Source organism: Dermacoccus sp. GAS27A (assembly GCF_044909235.1).
Taxonomy (GTDB): Bacteria; Actinomycetota; Actinomycetes; order Actinomycetales; family Dermatophilaceae; genus Dermacoccus; species Dermacoccus nishinomiyaensis.
In genome coordinates this window covers 118,144-133,435 of record NZ_JBIYDW010000004.1, presented here as the reverse complement: position 1 = coordinate 133,435, position 15,292 = coordinate 118,144, and the positions used below count along the sequence as shown (strand labels likewise).

Annotated in this window: 13 protein-coding genes; 3 read left to right on the top strand and 10 right to left on the bottom strand. The window is 71.4% G+C overall.

Features of this window, described 5'->3' with window-relative positions:
* The first annotated feature begins 142 nt into the window (after positions 1-142).
* Complete coding sequence (locus ABH936_RS05725) at positions 143-952, top strand: class I SAM-dependent methyltransferase (RefSeq protein WP_404602807.1); 810 nt, start codon at positions 143-145, stop codon at positions 950-952.
* Between the two features lie 53 nt (positions 953-1,005).
* Here the strand turns inward: ABH936_RS05725 and ABH936_RS05720 are convergent, their stop codons facing one another.
* The 5 genes from ABH936_RS05720 to ABH936_RS05700 all read right to left on the bottom strand — a co-directional run bounded on the left by ABH936_RS05720 (position 1,006) and on the right by ABH936_RS05700 (position 5,439).
* Entirely contained in the window at positions 1,006-1,989 is a 984-nt protein-coding gene (locus ABH936_RS05720; protein WP_404602806.1) for a UDP-glucuronic acid decarboxylase family protein, read from the bottom strand.
* Between the two features lie 2 nt (positions 1,990-1,991).
* Positions 1,992-3,065 (bottom strand): DUF3068 domain-containing protein, encoded by a 1,074-nt coding sequence (locus ABH936_RS05715; protein ID WP_404602805.1) that lies wholly within the window; start codon positions 3,063-3,065, stop codon positions 1,992-1,994.
* A 72-nt stretch (positions 3,066-3,137) separates the two neighbouring features.
* On the bottom strand, positions 3,138-3,707 hold the full coding sequence (locus ABH936_RS05710; RefSeq protein ID WP_404602804.1) for a D-glycero-alpha-D-manno-heptose-1,7-bisphosphate 7-phosphatase: 570 nt from the start codon (positions 3,705-3,707) through the stop codon (positions 3,138-3,140).
* Positions 3,704-4,330, bottom strand: coding sequence for an SIS domain-containing protein (locus ABH936_RS05705; RefSeq protein WP_404602803.1), 627 nt, complete (start codon positions 4,328-4,330; stop codon positions 3,704-3,706). Before ABH936_RS05705 ends, ABH936_RS05710 begins: the two co-directional genes overlap by 4 nt.
* On the bottom strand, positions 4,330-5,439 hold the full coding sequence (locus tag ABH936_RS05700) for a GHMP kinase (protein WP_404602802.1): 1,110 nt from the start codon (positions 5,437-5,439) through the stop codon (positions 4,330-4,332). The genes ABH936_RS05705 and ABH936_RS05700 overlap by 1 nt, the downstream gene beginning before the upstream one ends.
* 71 nt (positions 5,440-5,510) lie before the next feature.
* Between ABH936_RS05700 and ABH936_RS05695 the strand changes: the two genes are divergently transcribed.
* A complete protein-coding gene (locus ABH936_RS05695; protein WP_404602801.1) occupies positions 5,511-6,626 on the top strand; it encodes an acyltransferase family protein in 1,116 nt (371 codons plus the stop codon).
* Here ABH936_RS05695 and ABH936_RS05690 read toward each other — a convergent pair.
* Genes ABH936_RS05690 through ABH936_RS05680 form a run of 3 tightly spaced genes read right to left on the bottom strand, consistent with a single transcriptional unit; the run spans position 6,565 to position 11,683 of the window.
* Entirely contained in the window at positions 6,565-10,110 is a 3,546-nt protein-coding gene (locus ABH936_RS05690) for an alpha-(1->3)-arabinofuranosyltransferase family protein (RefSeq protein WP_404602800.1), read from the bottom strand. The two genes, ABH936_RS05695 and ABH936_RS05690, sit on opposite strands and share 62 nt — an antisense overlap.
* Entirely contained in the window at positions 10,107-10,844 is a 738-nt protein-coding gene (locus tag ABH936_RS05685) for a class I SAM-dependent methyltransferase (RefSeq protein WP_404602799.1), read from the bottom strand. The genes ABH936_RS05690 and ABH936_RS05685 overlap by 4 nt, the downstream gene beginning before the upstream one ends.
* The gene (locus ABH936_RS05680) at positions 10,841-11,683 is read right to left on the bottom strand and encodes a class I SAM-dependent methyltransferase (protein ID WP_404602798.1); all 843 of its coding nucleotides are present in this window, start codon (positions 11,681-11,683) and stop codon (positions 10,841-10,843) included. The genes ABH936_RS05685 and ABH936_RS05680 overlap by 4 nt, the downstream gene beginning before the upstream one ends.
* 86 nt (positions 11,684-11,769) lie before the next feature.
* Between ABH936_RS05680 and ABH936_RS05675 the strand changes: the two genes are divergently transcribed.
* On the top strand, positions 11,770-13,005 hold the full coding sequence (locus ABH936_RS05675; protein WP_241724473.1) for a glycosyltransferase family 4 protein: 1,236 nt from the start codon (positions 11,770-11,772) through the stop codon (positions 13,003-13,005).
* Positions 13,006-13,118: 113 nt separating this feature from the next.
* On the opposite strand, the gene ABH936_RS05670 is transcribed toward ABH936_RS05675, so the two are convergent.
* Together ABH936_RS05670 and ABH936_RS05665 are read right to left on the bottom strand one after the other, a co-directional pair.
* Positions 13,119-13,268, bottom strand: coding sequence for a hypothetical protein (locus ABH936_RS05670; protein WP_165583532.1), 150 nt, complete (start codon positions 13,266-13,268; stop codon positions 13,119-13,121).
* An 87-nt stretch (positions 13,269-13,355) separates the two neighbouring features.
* On the bottom strand, positions 13,356-15,290 hold the full coding sequence (locus ABH936_RS05665) for a hypothetical protein (protein ID WP_404602797.1): 1,935 nt from the start codon (positions 15,288-15,290) through the stop codon (positions 13,356-13,358).
* Positions 15,291-15,292 lie beyond the last annotated feature (2 nt).

Below are 15,292 nucleotides of genomic sequence, written 5' to 3'. Positions count from 1 at the left end.
TGCGGACAAATCGAACAACGTCTCGGGCGCGCCCGGCCCCGTCTGCGAGCAACGGGGAGCGTGGGCACGTACGACACGCCCTCTCATCCTAGGCACGCGGGGCCATCAGGGCCAAATGGGAAGGGCATCGTAGCGTGGGTTCATGCAGACCCCCGACCGTGCCGGACGCTTCGACGTCGACGCAGCCTCCTCCGCCCGCGGAAATCGCTCGTGGTGGGACGCCGAGGCGCGCAACTATCTCGACGAGCACGGCGCCTTCCTCGGTGACGCCGAGTTCGTCTGGGGGCCGGAGGGGTGGCGCGAGGACGATCTCCACGTCCTCGGCGAGCCGAGCGGGCTCGCGGGCCGCGACCTCCTCGAGTTCGGTGCCGGCGCCGCGCAGGCCGGACGCTGGTGCGCCAGGCTGGGTGCACGCGTCGTCGCGACGGACCTGTCCGGCGGGATGCTGCGCACGGCCGCGCAACTCGACGCCCGCACCGGCACGTCACTGCCGCTCGTGCAGTGCGACGCGAGCCGACTACCGTTCGCGGACGCCTCCTTCGAGGTCGTCTTCTCGGCCTTCGGCGCCGTTCCGTTCATCGCCGACACCTCGGCCCTCATGCGGGAACTGGCGCGCGTCACGCGCCCAGGCGGGCTCGTCGCGTTCTCGACGACGCACCCCGTCCGCTGGAGCCTGCCCGACGTGCCCGACGCCGCCGGGCTGACGATCCAGCACTCGTACTTCGACACGACGCCCTACGCCGAGGCGGCGGGCGACGACGTCGTGTACGTCGAGCACCACCGCACTCTCGAGCAACGCGTGCGCGAACTGCTCGACGCCGGGCTCGTACTCGAGCAGTTGCGCGAACTGCCGTGGAAGGAGTCGAACGAGTCGACCTGGGGTGGCTGGAGCCCCCTGCGCGGACGGCTCGTGCCCGGCACGCTCATCCTCGCCGGCCGCAGACCTGCCTGAAGGGTGCGTCGCGCGAATACCGCCGACAGGATCGGCCGCGGGCGAGGTCGGCGTCAGCGGTTGAGGATCTCCTCGGTCTGACCGGGCGTCAGGGCCGGTGCCGACGCCGCCTCGGTACGGAACCACTCGATCGTGCGCTGCAGCCCCGTCTCGACGGGCACCTGCGGGGCCCAGCCGAGCAGGCGCTGCGCCTTCGAGGTGTCCGGGCGACGCACCGTCGGGTCGTCGGTTGGGCGCTCGATGAACTCGAGCGTCGAGGATGACCCCGTCAGCTCGATGATCCACTGCGCGAGGTCGCGCATGGAGATCTCGTGCGGGTTGCCGATGTTGACCGGGCCCGGGTCGTGCGTGTCGAGCAGCATCGCGAGGATGCCTGCAACGAGGTCGTCGACGTAGCAGATCGACCGCGTCTGCTCGCCGTCACCACTGACCGTCACCGGCTCACCGGCGAGCGCCTGACGCACGAAGTTCGGGATGGCGCGGCCGTCGTTGGGTCGCATGCGCGGGCCGAACGTGTTGAAGATGCGCACGATGCCGGCGTCGATCCCACGGGCCTGACGGTAGGCGAGCACGAGCGCTTCCGCGTACCGCTTCGCCTCGTCGTAGACGCCACGCGGGCCGACGGGGTTGACGTGACCCCAGTACGTCTCGGGCTGCGGATGCACCTGCGGGTCGCCGTACACCTCGGACGTCGAGGCGAACACGAGCCGAGCGCCCTTGCGCGCCGCGAGTTCCAGCGCGTTCTGTGTGCCCTGCGACCCGACGCGCAGCGTCTCAATGGGCAGCTTGAGATAGTCGACGGGTGACGCCGCCGACGCGAAGTGGAGGATGCCGTCGACGTCACCGTCGACGTCGAAGGGCTCCGTCACGTCGTGCTCGATCAGCTCGAAACGCCCCGACGCCTCCAACTGCGCGACGTTCGCGCGGCGCCCGGTCACGAGGTTGTCGACGGCGACGACCTCGTGACCGCGCGCGACGAGCGTCTCGGACAGGTGCGAGCCGAGGAAGCCCGCACCTCCCGTGATGACGATGCGCATGCTCAGTACTGACCCCGCTCATCGGCGGAGTGCGCGCCACGCGAGTGCGGGTGGTCACCGAACACGAGCGTCGAGTCGTCGTCGTGGTGCACGTCGTCGACCTCGCGCTCGTCACGGCGCTCGTGACGGGCGGCGCGACGCTGGCGGCCGGCGCGCAGCGACACGAACAGGCCGAGCAACAGCGCGAACAGGCCGAGCAGACCGAGCAGCAGCGGAGCCCACAGGCGCAGGATCTTGAGCTGGCTCGACTTGGTCTTGTAGTCGTCGACGTTCTTCTTGATCGTCTCGTCGGTCATCGTCGACGTCGTGAGCATCGCGTCGACGGGCTTCGCGTTCGGCACCTCGAGCGTCTGGTGCTGCTTCTCCTGCAGCTTCATCATGACGCCCGTCTCCGGCTCGACCCACACCGTGCGGTCGTTCGTGTAGTAGCGGTCGGCGAGCTTCGAGCCCTTCGGCAGACCGAAGATCTCACCCGGCACGTCCATCGTCGTGAACTTCGTCTTCGGGATCGTCTGCGTGAACTTGTACGTCTTCAGACCCTTGATGTCCTCGGAGCCCGCGTACGTCATCGGGAAGGCCTTGCCGAGCGTCGAGTCCCAGTAGCGGTAAGTCTTGTTCTTGTCGACCTGGAACGGGAACTTGATGGTCTGGCCCTCGTAGTTGGTGGGCTTGCCGTCGAGCATGTTGCCGCTCCACTTGACGGCCCCACCCGAGGACTTGTCGACGGCGTACTGCTGCGTCGAGGCGTCCATCGGCGGCGGCGCCGTCTGGCCCTTGTCGTTGACGTTGTCCGTCGTCTGCCACTGGTCGATGACGATGACGTCGCGGCCGAGCTCCTTGGAGGCCTTCTTCGTCATCTCCTTGTTGGCGACGACGGTCCTCTTCGTGATGATCTTGCCCGACCCCGGCTTGACCGTGTCGGCGTCGAAGTAGCTGGCGTGATCGTCGGTGACCGTCTGCTGGGTGTTCTGATCACTCGGGATCACGGCCAGCTTCGGGTACGCGTAGAACCGCATCAGGAGGGCCAACGTCAGGAAGAACGCACCGAATCCGATCATGACTGCGGCTTTGCGCACGGGAGAGCCTCCTAGGCAGGGACTGGAACTTACGCGACGGTAACACCTGCAGCAGGGGCAATGTGACCGGTTTCACCAACGAGATGCAATTGTGCCCGTTTCGTCATCGACGAGCGAATCGACCACGCCGGCGAGCCCGATCGTCGGCTCGCATCGCATGAACGCCACCCCCGCGGCTGTGGCCGCTGCGGCATCCGTCTCGGCGTCACCGACCATGACGCTGCGCTCGCGCGACACGTGCGGATTCTCGTCGAACAGCGCGCACAGCAGGCCGGGCGCCGGCTTGCGGCACACGCAGGTGTCGGCCGCGTGCGGGCAGAGGCGGACGTCGTCGATGCGGCCACCGGCGGCCTCGACCTCGGCGATCAGCCGGGCGTTGACGGCGCTCAGCTGCGCCCACGTCAGCCGTCCCGTCGCAAGGCCCTGCTGGTTGGTGACGACGACGATCGCGCAGCCCGCAGCGCTCAGGCGCGCCACCGCGTCGACGGCCCCCGGCAGGAGCGCGAAGTCGTCGGGCGTGCGATACCCGGGGGCGAGGACGTTGAGTGTGCCGTCACGATCGAGCAGGACGACGTCGTACGGGGCGCCGGCCCCAGGACGCGGCAGACGCGTGTGGGTGCGTCCGCTCGGATCGGGGCTCACGCGCCGGGCTGGCTGAGATCGTCGACGGCCTCGCACCACGCGTGCGCCCACAGCATGTGGACCTCCTGGATGCGCGGCGTCTCGTGCGACGGCACGACGAGGAGGTGGTCGACGTCGTCGCGCAGGTGCTCTCCCCCGGCGCCCGTCATCGCGATCGTCGTGATCCCGAGCTCGCGCGCTTCGGCCAGGGACGCGACGATGTTGGGGCTGCGTCCGCTCGTCGACATCGCGACGTAGACGTCGCCCGCGCGCCCGAGGCCGCGCACGCCGCGGACGAAGACCTGCTCGTAGCCGTAGTCGTTGCCGATGGCCGTGACCGACGACAGGCTCTCGGCGAGGTTGATCGCCGGCAGCGGCGCACGGTCGTGGACGCACCTGCCGAGGAACTCTGCGGCGACGTGCGAGGCGATCGCCGCAGAGCCGCCGTTGCCGGCGATGAGGATCTTGTGTCCGCCGGTGAGCGCGTTCGTCACCGCCTCCCCCGCGGCGACGACCTGCGCGTGCAGCCCCGCCTCGCGCACGGCGTCGACGAGCTGCGCCCACGCGGCGATACCGGCGTCGAGACGTGAGGTGAGCGCGGGCGAGGCCGCACCGTCGGCCAGGGTGTGGATGGGATGCTCCATCAGTTCTGCCCCCTCCACGTCGTGACGCCGTCATGGCTGAAGATCGGCTCACTCACGGTGAGGCCGAGGTCGATGAGCTGCTGCGCGACGATGTGACGGCGCTCGAACTCGCAGATGAACACCATGTGGCCACCGCCGCCGGCGCCCGTCACCTTGCCGCCGAGCGCGCCGTGATCGAGGGCACGACGCATGGCCTCGTCGATGAGCGGCGTCGTGATGCGCGACGACATCTTCTGCTTCTCGCGCCACGCCTCGCCGAGCAGCCGGCCGATCGTGTCGACCTCACCGCGCACGAGCGCGATCTTCATCCGCTCGGCGAGCTCCTTCTGCGCCCGCAAACCCTCGATGGCCTCGGCGTTGCCCGTCTCGTAGCGGCTGCGCTGATCCTCGATGATGTGGTCGCTCACCCGTGTCTGCCCGGTGAACGCCAGGAGCATGTTGTGCTCGAGCTCGTGGACCGTGGCGCTGCGCACGCGCAGCGGGTTGACGACGACCTGGTCGGCGGTGAACTCGATGAAGTTGAACCCGCCGAACGCTGCGGCGTACTGATCCTGCGAGCCGCCGGGAATGCCGAGATCCTCGCGTTCGAGGCGGTAGGCGAGCTCGGCGATCTCGTACTGCGTGAGGTCGAGGCCGCAGTGCTGCGCGACGAGGCCGATGACGGAGACCATGACGGCACTCGAACTGCCCAGGCCCGAACCGGGCGGCGCTGCGGTGTGGAGGAACAGGTCGAACCCGCTGACCGGCAGCGCGCCCGGCACCTCACGGATGCGTGCGATCGCGGCCTTCGGCAGATCGAGCTCACCGTTGTACTCGACCGGGTCGTCGACGCCGAAGCCGATGGAATAGCCGAAGTCGAGCGACTGCACCGTGATGCGCCCGTCCGTGCGCGGACGCAGCGTCGAGTACGCGAACTGGCTGACGGTGCCCGACAGGACGCAGCCCCCCTCACGCTCGGGGAACGGCGCGACGTCGGTGCCACCCCCGGCGAAACTGACGCGCAGCGGCGCTCGCGCACGCAGCACCGGACGTCGGTAGTCGACGTACGCCCGACCCGCGGGCGAGGGCCCGGGAGAAGATTCGGGGGTGGATCGCGCCTCGTCGTTCATGGGCGGCTAGCCTCCATTCGATGATGCGTGCCGGACGCACGCTACCCGATGGTAGATGTGAGGGAGGGCACATGCAGCGCATTCCATGGATCGACCCGCTGCGCGGCGTCGCTGCCGGGCTCGTCCTCGTCTCCCACGTCGCGTACTGGAGCGGCGGCTCGAGCATCGACGGCGTGGGGCGTCTGCTCGCCCGCGGTGACGTCGGCGTCGCCGTCTTCTTCGCCGTCTCGGCCTACCTGCTGACGCGCGGTGCCAGCGCGGGGGCGGCCCCGACGAGGCACTACTGGCGCAAGCGCGCCGCACGCATCCTGCCGGCCTACCTCGTCGCGCTCGCGGCGGTCCTCGCCGTCACGCTGGCGGTCGAACCGGGTGCGGTCGGCGCGCGCTCGGTCCTGTCGCACGTGACGCTGCTGCAGGGGTACGCGGGTGAGTCGTTCCGTGGATTCACGCAGGCCTGGAGCATCACGACGGAGGTGACGTTCTACGCCCTCGTGCCGCTGATCTGCCGGTGGTTGCGCGGCTGTCGCCGTGACGGTCGCTCTCCGCTGCCGGTCCTGATGTTCGTCGCCGTCGCCGGTCTCGTCGTGCAGACACTCGCCGCCTCGAGCGGACGGGCGAACCTCGGGGCCGTCAGCACGAGCGTCATCGGACACGCCGCGTGGTTCGCCGTCGGTGTGGCGGCGGGGTGGGTGTTCACGGCCGATCCGACGACCGGCGGGTCAGGCCGCCGGGCGCGCATGGGGTTCGCGGTGCGTGAGGCGTCGCCGTCAGCACTGCTGGGATGGGCGGGCGTCACGTACGTCGCGGTGGCCACACCGCTCGGCGGGCCGATCCACCTCGAGACACCGACGCACGGGCAGGCGCTCGTCAAGGAACTCGCGTACGCGCTCATCGCGGCGTTGCTGCTCGGCGCGGCCGTCCGAGCGTCAGAAGACGAGACGTGGCCGACGCGCGCCGAGGCGCAGGCCCTGCTGAGCGGCGCGGGCGACGTCAGCTACGGCCTGTTCCTGTGGCATGTTCTCGTGCTGCAGGTGCTGTTCACGACCCTGCACCTGAGGCTGTTCCACGCGCCGTTCGCTCTCGTGCTCATCGTGACGCTCGTCGTGTCACTCGCGCTGGCGCGACTCAGTTGGCGCGTCGTCGAAGCACCCGCCATCCGCTGGGCACACCGCTCACCTCGAGGCTGAACACGACGAGCGCGAGCGCCGTCAGCACCTGGCCGGAGACCGCGCCGAGCGATCCGCGATCGACGACGCCGAGCGCCGCCATGATCGGGCCGACCGCGACCATGAGCGCGATGACGAGCACCCGCCGTCGACGCCGCGGCACGAAGCAGGCGACGAGGACGACGGGTATCGCCACCCATCCCAGGAGTGCCGCCGCGATGGCGGTGAGGACGGCAAGCGCGAGGGCGGCGCGGGGGCGCGAGGCCGGCACGGCAGATTCTGCGTGCGCTGCGGGTGCCCGCGGTGTCTGCAGCGCGAAGTCGTCTGAAGCTGCCTGGCGTCGTATCGGCGCAACGCGTCGCGATGACGCCGCGGTACGCCACGTCGTGGCAATGAGCAGCACGAGGCACGCGAGTGCGCAGGCCGCACCGACGACGAGGCTGAGGCGGTGGAGGTGCTGCGGTGCGAAGACGAAGCGTTGTCCGGGGGCGGCGTACTCGGCGCCCTCACGCCATCCGTCGAGGGTCACGAGGCGCGTGCTACCGGCGGGCGTGCCAGATGCGGGGGTGGGGGATGCCGGGTCGAGAGCCCAACCGGCGTTGGCGCCCTGCGTCGAGGCGAGCGTCGGGTTGGCCGGCGTGTCCGTGCTCGAATCCGCAGTGAGTCCGAGCTGGTCCCTGGCCGCCGCGGCGGCCGGAACAAGTGTCACACGTTCGACCTCAGGTGAAACCTTCAGGTTGGCCTCGCCGGCAGGCAGGGCCATCAACCTCGTTCTCCCTGCAGTAGTGGCCCCTCCACCAGGTGTTCCGGCAGGCTGCCAGGCGCCGGATCCGGACCGCATCATGAGGGGCTCTCGCACCGATCCGGGCGCCACGCCAGCCTTGAACGTCAGCGTGACGTTCATGGTCGCAGCACGCGAGACCGTGAATGCTCGCGTCCACGCACCGTCATCCTCCGACGCCAGCGCGTGACCGTCGAACCAGGGGTGCGTGCGCGTCACGACGACGCCGTTTCGGGTGCCATCGACGGTGCCCGGCAGGTGTACGACGCTGACGACGGGGCGGGTGAAGCGCACCTCGACCAACCCGACGGCTGCATTCTTCGTGCCCGTCCCCGGCGCCGCGCGCGGGGTGACCGCGACCGCGCGCGTCCCGGCCGGCACGTCGATTCTCCAGGTGCTACCCGCGCCCTGCTGCGGCTTCACGGATCGCCCGTCGATGCGCACGTCGACGCGTGCCACCCGCGCGTCGCCCGTGGCCGCAGGGACGAGCGTCATCGTCTGGGCGGGGGCGCCGCCGTCCCACGTCACGCTCAGGGTGCCGGGCTGGTCGGCGCGCGTCAGCCAGCGCGTGGCGTCGGAGAAGTCGAACGCCGCGTCCGCAGACGTGCCCGGGCCGAGGTAGAGCGAGGCGAACGGGTCGGCGGTCGACGATGTCGCCTCGATGCGCGAGGCGCCGGTGACGCGGCGGACGCTGCTTCCTGCGTCACGGCCGGGGAAGTCGAGGTCGTGCGCGCCGACGCGCGTGGGCGCGGGGTCATCGGCGGTGAGGGCAGGCCCGAAGGCCCGTCCGACGACCTGGCCGTTGTTGTACGCGCGGCGTCGCACGTCGTCGGTGATCCACCCGTCGGCACGGCCCGTGACGAACGGGCGCCTCGCGCTGACGCCGACGCCGGCGAGCGTCAGCGTCGACTCCGGACCGCCGAGGACGGAGACCGCAGCGCCCGTAGTCGACGGTGTGGGGGCCAGGTCGAAGACGTCGTAGCGCGTGGCGCCGCTGCCGTGGACGCGATGGGCGCTCACTCCGTCGGCGTGTGTCAGGGCTGCGACGTACGCCTGCGGCGGTGACGTCTGCTGCGACGTGGAACTCCCCCAGCGCACGACGATGCGATGCACCCCCGCCCGTGCCGCCGCCTGCACGGCCTCGCTCGCCCGTCCCCGATCACTCGCCGAACCCGGCGCGAGGGCCGTGTCGACGGCATCGACGAGCCGCTGCGCACCCGGGTGGTAGAGCGGAGCCGAGGCGCGCACGACGATGGGCGACGCGGCGAACGCGGTGAGCGGTTCGTCGGTGGCGTTCCCCCAGTCCGCCTGGGCCGATCGCGTCGACGGCAGGACGAGACTTGATCCGCCGTCGCGGGCTGCCGCGTCGTCCACGTCTCGGGCGGTGGCGACGAGCGAGGCGGGCCACGCGCGCACGCCGTTCGCGTCACCGAGACGCCCGACGAGCAACGGTGCCAACGTGCCGACGAGGACGACGAGGATGCCGGCCCGCGCCACCCACGCGGTGCGTGCGGCGCGAGGGTGATCCGCACGAGTTTTCCTGAGCGCCAGCGCATCCCACGCCGCACCAACGCCGATGGCCAGGGGCAGTCTGGCGAGCGGGTCGAGCTTGTGAACGTTGCGCGCCGCAGCGAGCGGGCCGTCGAGCAGATCGCGCATCGGACCGGAGAACGGGCCACTCGGCGTGCCGGCGTACGGCAGGGCCATGCCCACGATGCCGCCCGCGAGCAGGATGACGCAGGCGACGCGGACGCGGCGCGCGGCGCGGATGACGTCATCCTGCGCGCCCCGCGAGGCACCACCGCGCGTCGTCATGAGCCCTGCGAGCGCGATGCCGGCGAGCGTCGAACCCGCGACGATGCTGAGGGTGCCCTGCGCGACGACCCACCCCGACTGCCAGATGGGGTGACCGTCGGCGTCGACGATGTAGGCGACCCAGTCGGACGCACCGCGCAGGATGGCGGGCAGCGTCGTCACGGCCGTCGTGATGCGCGCGGTCTCGATGAAGTCGAGGAACGGGTAGGCGTACCCGCCGAGGACGACGAGGGGCCCGAGCCACCAGGCGCTGCCGAGCGCGGCGCCGATCACGTACGCGCCGACGAGGCGCCACTCGCGCGTCACGACGAGCGCGAACAATCCGGCGCCGAGGACGGCGACGAGCGACGCCGTCGCGTTGACGCCGCCGAGGCACGCGACGAGCACACCGGTGGACGCGAGCAACCTGATGTGGCGGCCGCTGCGCCATCCCCACCACACGGCGAGGACGAGCCACGGCAGCAGCATGCCCGGCCACGTCTCGACGCTGAGTTCCGACAGCAGCGTCAGCACGCGTGCGCTCAGCGCGTACGCGACACCGGTGACGCAGGCCGCCCCCGCGCTCAGCCCGGCGATGCGGCGCGCGACGAGGGCCGCGCCGAGAAAGCCGACGACGAGGATGAACGACCACCACGCGCGCTGCGCCGCCCAGCCGGGCACGCCGAGCGAGTGCAGGACGCCGAAGAACGGGCCCATCGGGAACAGGTAGCCGTAGGCCTGGTTCTGCAGTTCGCCGAAACCCGAGTGCGTCGACCACGCGTCGAGCGAGCGCGCGAGGTAACGCCACGGCGAGACGACGAGGTCGACCTTCGTGTCCGGCTGGATGATGCCCGGCTGCACGAGCCACGGCACGAACGCGAGGACCAACGCGACGCGCAGCGCGAGCAGCCGTGCGCGCGTCGCGTTCATCCGCGGCGCACGAGGACGAGCAGGTTCCACGTGACGATCTCGCGCAGCCCCGGCACCCGCAGGACGGCGCGGGCGGCATCCGGCCAGTAGCGGGGACGGGCGTCGATCAGTTCACCGCCGTGCTGCTCGACCGAGCGCGCCCAGGCGAGCCCCTGCGCGACGCTCACCCGGAAAAGGCTCTCGTCGACGAGGTTCTTCGGCGGGTGGCCGTGCCGACGCTCGTAGCGTCGCGCCGCCCGTTCGCCGCCGAGCCAGTGCCACGGCGACGTCTCGTGCCCACCCCACGGGCTCAACCAGTTCGTGTACGCGAGGAACAGCACGCCCCCCGGCGCGAGCGCGTCGAGCAACGAATCGGCGACCGCTTCGGGGCGTCTCACGTGCTCCCACAGGTTCGAGCTGAACACGACGTCGAAGGTTCGCGGTGCGAACGGCAGGTGCTCCGCGTCCGCGACGACGCCGCCGCCACGCACCGAGGGGACGCTCGCGTCGGCGTCCAACGGCACATAGTGGGCGCCGGCCGCGAGGAAGGCGTCCGCGAACTCGGACGGGCCCGCGCCGACGTCGAGCACGCGCGCACCGTCGAGGTCGACGTGCTCGGCGAGGATCGCGATCGAGTCGTCGGCGAGAGCCGAGTAGAAGCGGTGCGGGTCGCTCTGCTCGACGAGGAACGCACGGAACAACCGGACGCTGCGCCCGAGGCCCCGTCGCGTCGCGGCACGTGGGCGAGACGTCACTCCGGCCTCCGCGCGACGAGGTGCAGCGTCGGGCGCAGCCGGGGCACGAGCGCGCGTGCAGCGAGAGTCAGCGGCAGCGTCGCACCGGCGAGAGCGAGCGTCGAGCGCTGTGCGAGAACCCCCTGCGGCCGCGGCGCAGGCCGTACGCGGCGGACGGCGCTCGCGGCGTCGTGGACGAGCGAATCGAGCGGCGGACGACGGATCTCGACGTCGTCAAAGCCTGCCTCACGCGCGGCGCGGATGAGGGAATCGGCGGTGAAGAAGCGCACGTGCGTCGGGTCCTCGAGCATCCACCAGCCGTCGCTCGCGAGGCGCAGGCCGGCCCAGTCGCCGGCCGGGGTGAAGAAGTGGGCGCTACCGCCGGGGCGCAGCAGTGTGTGCGTGCGGCGCAGCGTCTCGATCGGGTCGACGACGTGCTCGAGGACGTGGATGCCGTAGACGAGGTCGACGGGCGGCTCCCCCGCCGGCACCTCCTCGATGCCGCAGGCGTGCAGGCGACCGTGCGCGACGACGACGGGGTCGACGTCCCGGTCGAGCTGATCCGGGTCGGCGCCCGCGACGCGCGCCCCCGCGTCATGGAAGGCGCGCAGCAATCCCCCGGCGCCGTACCCGATCTCGAAGACCGACGCGGGCGCGCCGTCGGCGACGAGGGCACGGTGGGTCAGGTGCAGGCGGGCCGCGTCGAGGGTCGGGTCACCGCCGTAGGCATGATCGCGGTGGCGCGCGGGCGCGCGATCGAGGTCGCGACGCAGGTGCCCGCAACGGGTGCAGGCGTCGAGGACGGAGCCTCCCAGGGGCAGATCCGTGCACGGACCACCGCACACTTCGCACGCGCTCATGGAAACGGGCCACCTGCCTTCCTCGACCCCGATACTCTAACGGGCGACCCGGAAGCAGGCAGCCGAACGGCGAGGAGAGCCACAGGATGCACGACGAGCGCGACGCCGAGCCTCTGCGCGTCCTCTATCTGTCGTGGCGCGACCGCGAGAACCCCGAGGCGGGCGGCTCGGAGGTGTTCGTCGAACGCACGAGCGAGGTGATGAGCGAGCTTGGCGCCGACGTCACGATCCACACGGCTCGTTTCCCCGGCGCCGCACGCCGCACGATGCATGGGGACGTCACCGTGATTCGCGCCGGCAACCGGTTCACCTGCTACGCCGCGGGGCTGTGGCACCTCGTGCGGCACCAGCGTGACTACGACGTCGTCATCGACGTGCAGAACGGCGTGCCGTTCTGGTCGCCGCTCGTCGCGCGCATCCCCGTCGTCGCCGTCGTCCACCACGTCCACCGCGACCAGTGGGCGAGCATCTTCGGCCCGCGCCTCGCAAGGTTCGGCTGGTTGCTCGAGTCACGCGTCGCGCCGTGGGTGTACCGGCGCTGCCGCTACATCACCGTCTCGAAGGCGAGCCGCAGCGAACTCGCGAGCCTCGGCGTCGACGCCGAGCGCGTCGACCTCGTCTACTCCGGCAACGACCACCCGCGCGACCTCGACTCCTACGCCGACGTGCCCCGCAGCGCCGCGCCATCGCTCACCGTCCTCGGCCGGCTCGTGCCGCACAAGCAGGTCGAGATCGCCGTCGACACCCTCGCCGAACTGCGTGAGGAGTTCCCGGGCCTGCACCTCAATGTCGTCGGCTCGGGTTATTGGCAGCCGAACATCGAGCGCCATGCCCGTGAACGCGGCGTCGAAGACGCGGTCCACTTCCACGGGTTCGTCGACGAGGCGACGAAGCACACGCTGCTCGCTTCGTCCTGGGTCGTCATGATGCCGTCCTACAAGGAGGGGTGGGGCCTGACGATCGTCGAGGCCGGCCTGCACGGCACCCCGGCCGTCGCGTTCGCGCAAGCCGGAGGGCCGAGCGAGTCGATCCAGCACGGCTCGACGGGCGCGCTCGCCTCGACGACGGCGGAGATGATCGACGACGTGCGCGTGCTGCTGTCGCGCAACGACGTGCGTGAGGCCTATGGACGCAACGCTGTGACGTACGCGCGCTCGTTCAGCTGGGAATCGGCCGGCCGCAACGTGCACCACACGCTGCTCGACGTCCTCGGCCGCGCCGAGCGCGCACCCCAGCCGCCCGACACGCACCTGCACGTGCGACGCCTGCGCGAGCTCGTCGCCGAACGCGATGCCCGCCGCGGCGCTGCCGAGCTGAACTGACGTCATGCGCCACCCGGCGCGGGCGTCCACTGAGCCGCGTCAGGGCATGCAAGAGCGGGGAACGACCGTCGAGGTCGTTCCCCGCTCTCGGGTGAGATGAGGGAGCCGGAGACTCAGCTGTCGTAGCTGATCTTCGACTGGTACTGCTGCGGCTGGCTCGAGTTCTGCGACTGGACGAGACCCCAGATCGCGAACAGGGCGAGCAGGAAGCCGACAACGGCTCCGATGATGTTGTACATCGTCTTGTTCGTGGATGCGCCCATGGGGTTGACCGCCTTCACCTTCGCTCGTGGTCAGCCGCCGCGCCACCGGGTGGCACGACGGAGCATCGCCGGGGCGACGCGTTTGGTTCAGCTTAGCTGCTCCGGCGCGCGGGTGCATCGCTTTCGGCGCAATCGCCCGGTTCGGCTCGCACCCGTGATGACCACACCGGCGGTGATGAGGCTCGTTGCGAGGCCGAGCGCGCGCCACCACGGCGTCGCCGGGCGAGGCGTCGCACCGGGGACGGACCACGTCGTGAGGTGCGAGACCGGCGGCGCGGCGGCGAGCGGCGTCGCCCCCGCCCGCCGGACGAGATCCGCGACGGCGGCGGCGTCCGGCTGGTCGGTCTGGACGATGACGCGGCTGACGTCGGCCCGAGCCATCGCGTCACGCAATTCGTCGGCCGAGCGGTGAACGAGCGCGCGACCGACGGCGGCGGCGTGCGGGTCCTCCCCCGCGACGACCCGCACGCCAGAGCCCTGACGCACGGCCAGCGCGTCGTCGGCGATGACGCGACCGGTGAGCAAACGGTTCCAGGGGTCGAGGACGGTGCGCTCGCCGTTCCAGGCGTAGCGACGGTAGGTCGACCAGGGCAGGACGAGCGTTGCGCCGTTGGTCCCGGCGTCGAGGTCGCGCGCGACCTGCGTCCACGGCGCCGGATAATCGACGGCGCGCCACTGTCCGCCGCGTGCCCACGCGAGGCCCGGCAGGAGCACGAGCGGGGCGACGATGCCGCCGATGAGGGCGACGGGCGCGAGGATGCTGCCGCGAGCGCGGCGCACCTCGGCGTCGATGAGCAGCCCCCAGCCGAGGGCCGCCGGGACGACCCAGAGGGCGACGAACTTCTGCCCGTCGCGCAGCAGCCCGCCGCCGGGCACGTGCAGGACGATCGCCGTCATGACGTCACGCAGCCCCGGCACGGTGCTCGCGCCCGCGAGGAACAGCCCCGTGACGGCGAGCGCCGTGATCGGCCCGCGACCGAGGCGCCGGGCGGCGATGACGCCGGCGAGGCACACGAGGGCGGAGGCGAGCACGATGGGCGCTGAGCTGCGTTCGGCGAACCATGACGGCGCGTGCCAGATGCCGCCACCGCCGAGCAGGGACGTCCACACGGGCCCCGCGCCGTCGCTGCGGGCCGCGAACGCCTCGACGCCGGCCGCGTCGGCGGCGTCGCTCGGCGCGGCCGTGAGGAACGGCCACCACCACGAGGCGTTGAGGCCGACCCAGGCGAGCACCGTCAGCAACGTCGGGCGCCACCCGGCGCGCCATGCCAGCCGTCCCGCGCCGGGTGCGAACGTCACAGCGGCGAGGGCCAAGGCCACGAGGACGGCCCCCGTCGAACCGGACGCCGCCGACATGACGAGCGCGACGGCGACGCTGCGGCGGGCGTGCGTCGCATCGGCGTCGCGGTGAGCGACGCTCTCTCTGGCGCGGTCCGTGTCGATCCAGGCGTCGACTTCTCCCGCCGAATCAGCGCGGCGAGCAGTCTCGGCCTCCGCGCGGCCGGCCGCGACGCCGTCCGACGAACGTGTGCGAGCGCGGCGCGCCTCGAGCGCCCCGACGATCGCCCACACGCACGCCGCGTAGCCCCAGAGGTACCCCCAGTGGCCGATCGCGAGACGCTCGGCGACCCACGGGTTCCAGGCGAGCAGGACGCTCGCGCACACGCGCGCGAGCACCGGCGCGCGCCATCGATCGACGCCTGCGCCGAGGGCGAGGAACGCCCCGAGCAGGATGATCTTCTGCGTGATGTCCCCGGCCAGGACGAGGTCGAGCAGTGCGACGATCGCGTCGTTCGGCACCGCGCGCGGCACCTGCCCGGCCGTACCGAGCGTCGTGTCCGACAACGACAGGTGCGGGACGAACACCATGTCGTAGTGCAGCCAGAACCCGCGCGTCAGCAGCATCGGGCCGAGGATGACGGCGGCGCACACCGCGCTCGCGAGCATCCCGGCGTGACGGCCCGCCCAGCGCGTCGCGCCCCGCGCAGCCCCGTGCGTCGCTCGCCGGCCGGACGTCGTCACGG

Excerpts from the sequence above, each read along its gene's own strand:
- ABH936_RS05670 (WP_165583532.1), bottom strand. The coding sequence starts at position 13,268 with ATGGGCGCATCCACGAACAAGACGATGTACAACATCATCGGAGCCGTT.
- ABH936_RS05700 (WP_404602802.1), bottom strand. The coding sequence starts at position 5,439 with ATGAACGACGAGGCGCGATCCACCCCCGAATCTTCTCCCGGGCCCTCG.
- ABH936_RS05720 (WP_404602806.1), bottom strand. The coding sequence starts at position 1,989 with ATGCGCATCGTCATCACGGGAGGTGCGGGCTTCCTCGGCTCGCACCTG.
- ABH936_RS05680 (WP_404602798.1), bottom strand. The coding sequence starts at position 11,683 with ATGAGCGCGTGCGAAGTGTGCGGTGGTCCGTGCACGGATCTGCCCCTG.
- ABH936_RS05695 (WP_404602801.1), top strand. The coding sequence starts at position 5,511 with ATGCAGCGCATTCCATGGATCGACCCGCTGCGCGGCGTCGCTGCCGGG.
- ABH936_RS05705 (WP_404602803.1), bottom strand. The coding sequence starts at position 4,330 with ATGGAGCATCCCATCCACACCCTGGCCGACGGTGCGGCCTCGCCCGCG.
- ABH936_RS05725 (WP_404602807.1), top strand. The coding sequence starts at position 143 with ATGCAGACCCCCGACCGTGCCGGACGCTTCGACGTCGACGCAGCCTCC.
- ABH936_RS05690 (WP_404602800.1), bottom strand. The coding sequence starts at position 10,110 with ATGAACGCGACGCGCGCACGGCTGCTCGCGCTGCGCGTCGCGTTGGTC.
- ABH936_RS05675 (WP_241724473.1), top strand. The coding sequence starts at position 11,770 with ATGCACGACGAGCGCGACGCCGAGCCTCTGCGCGTCCTCTATCTGTCG.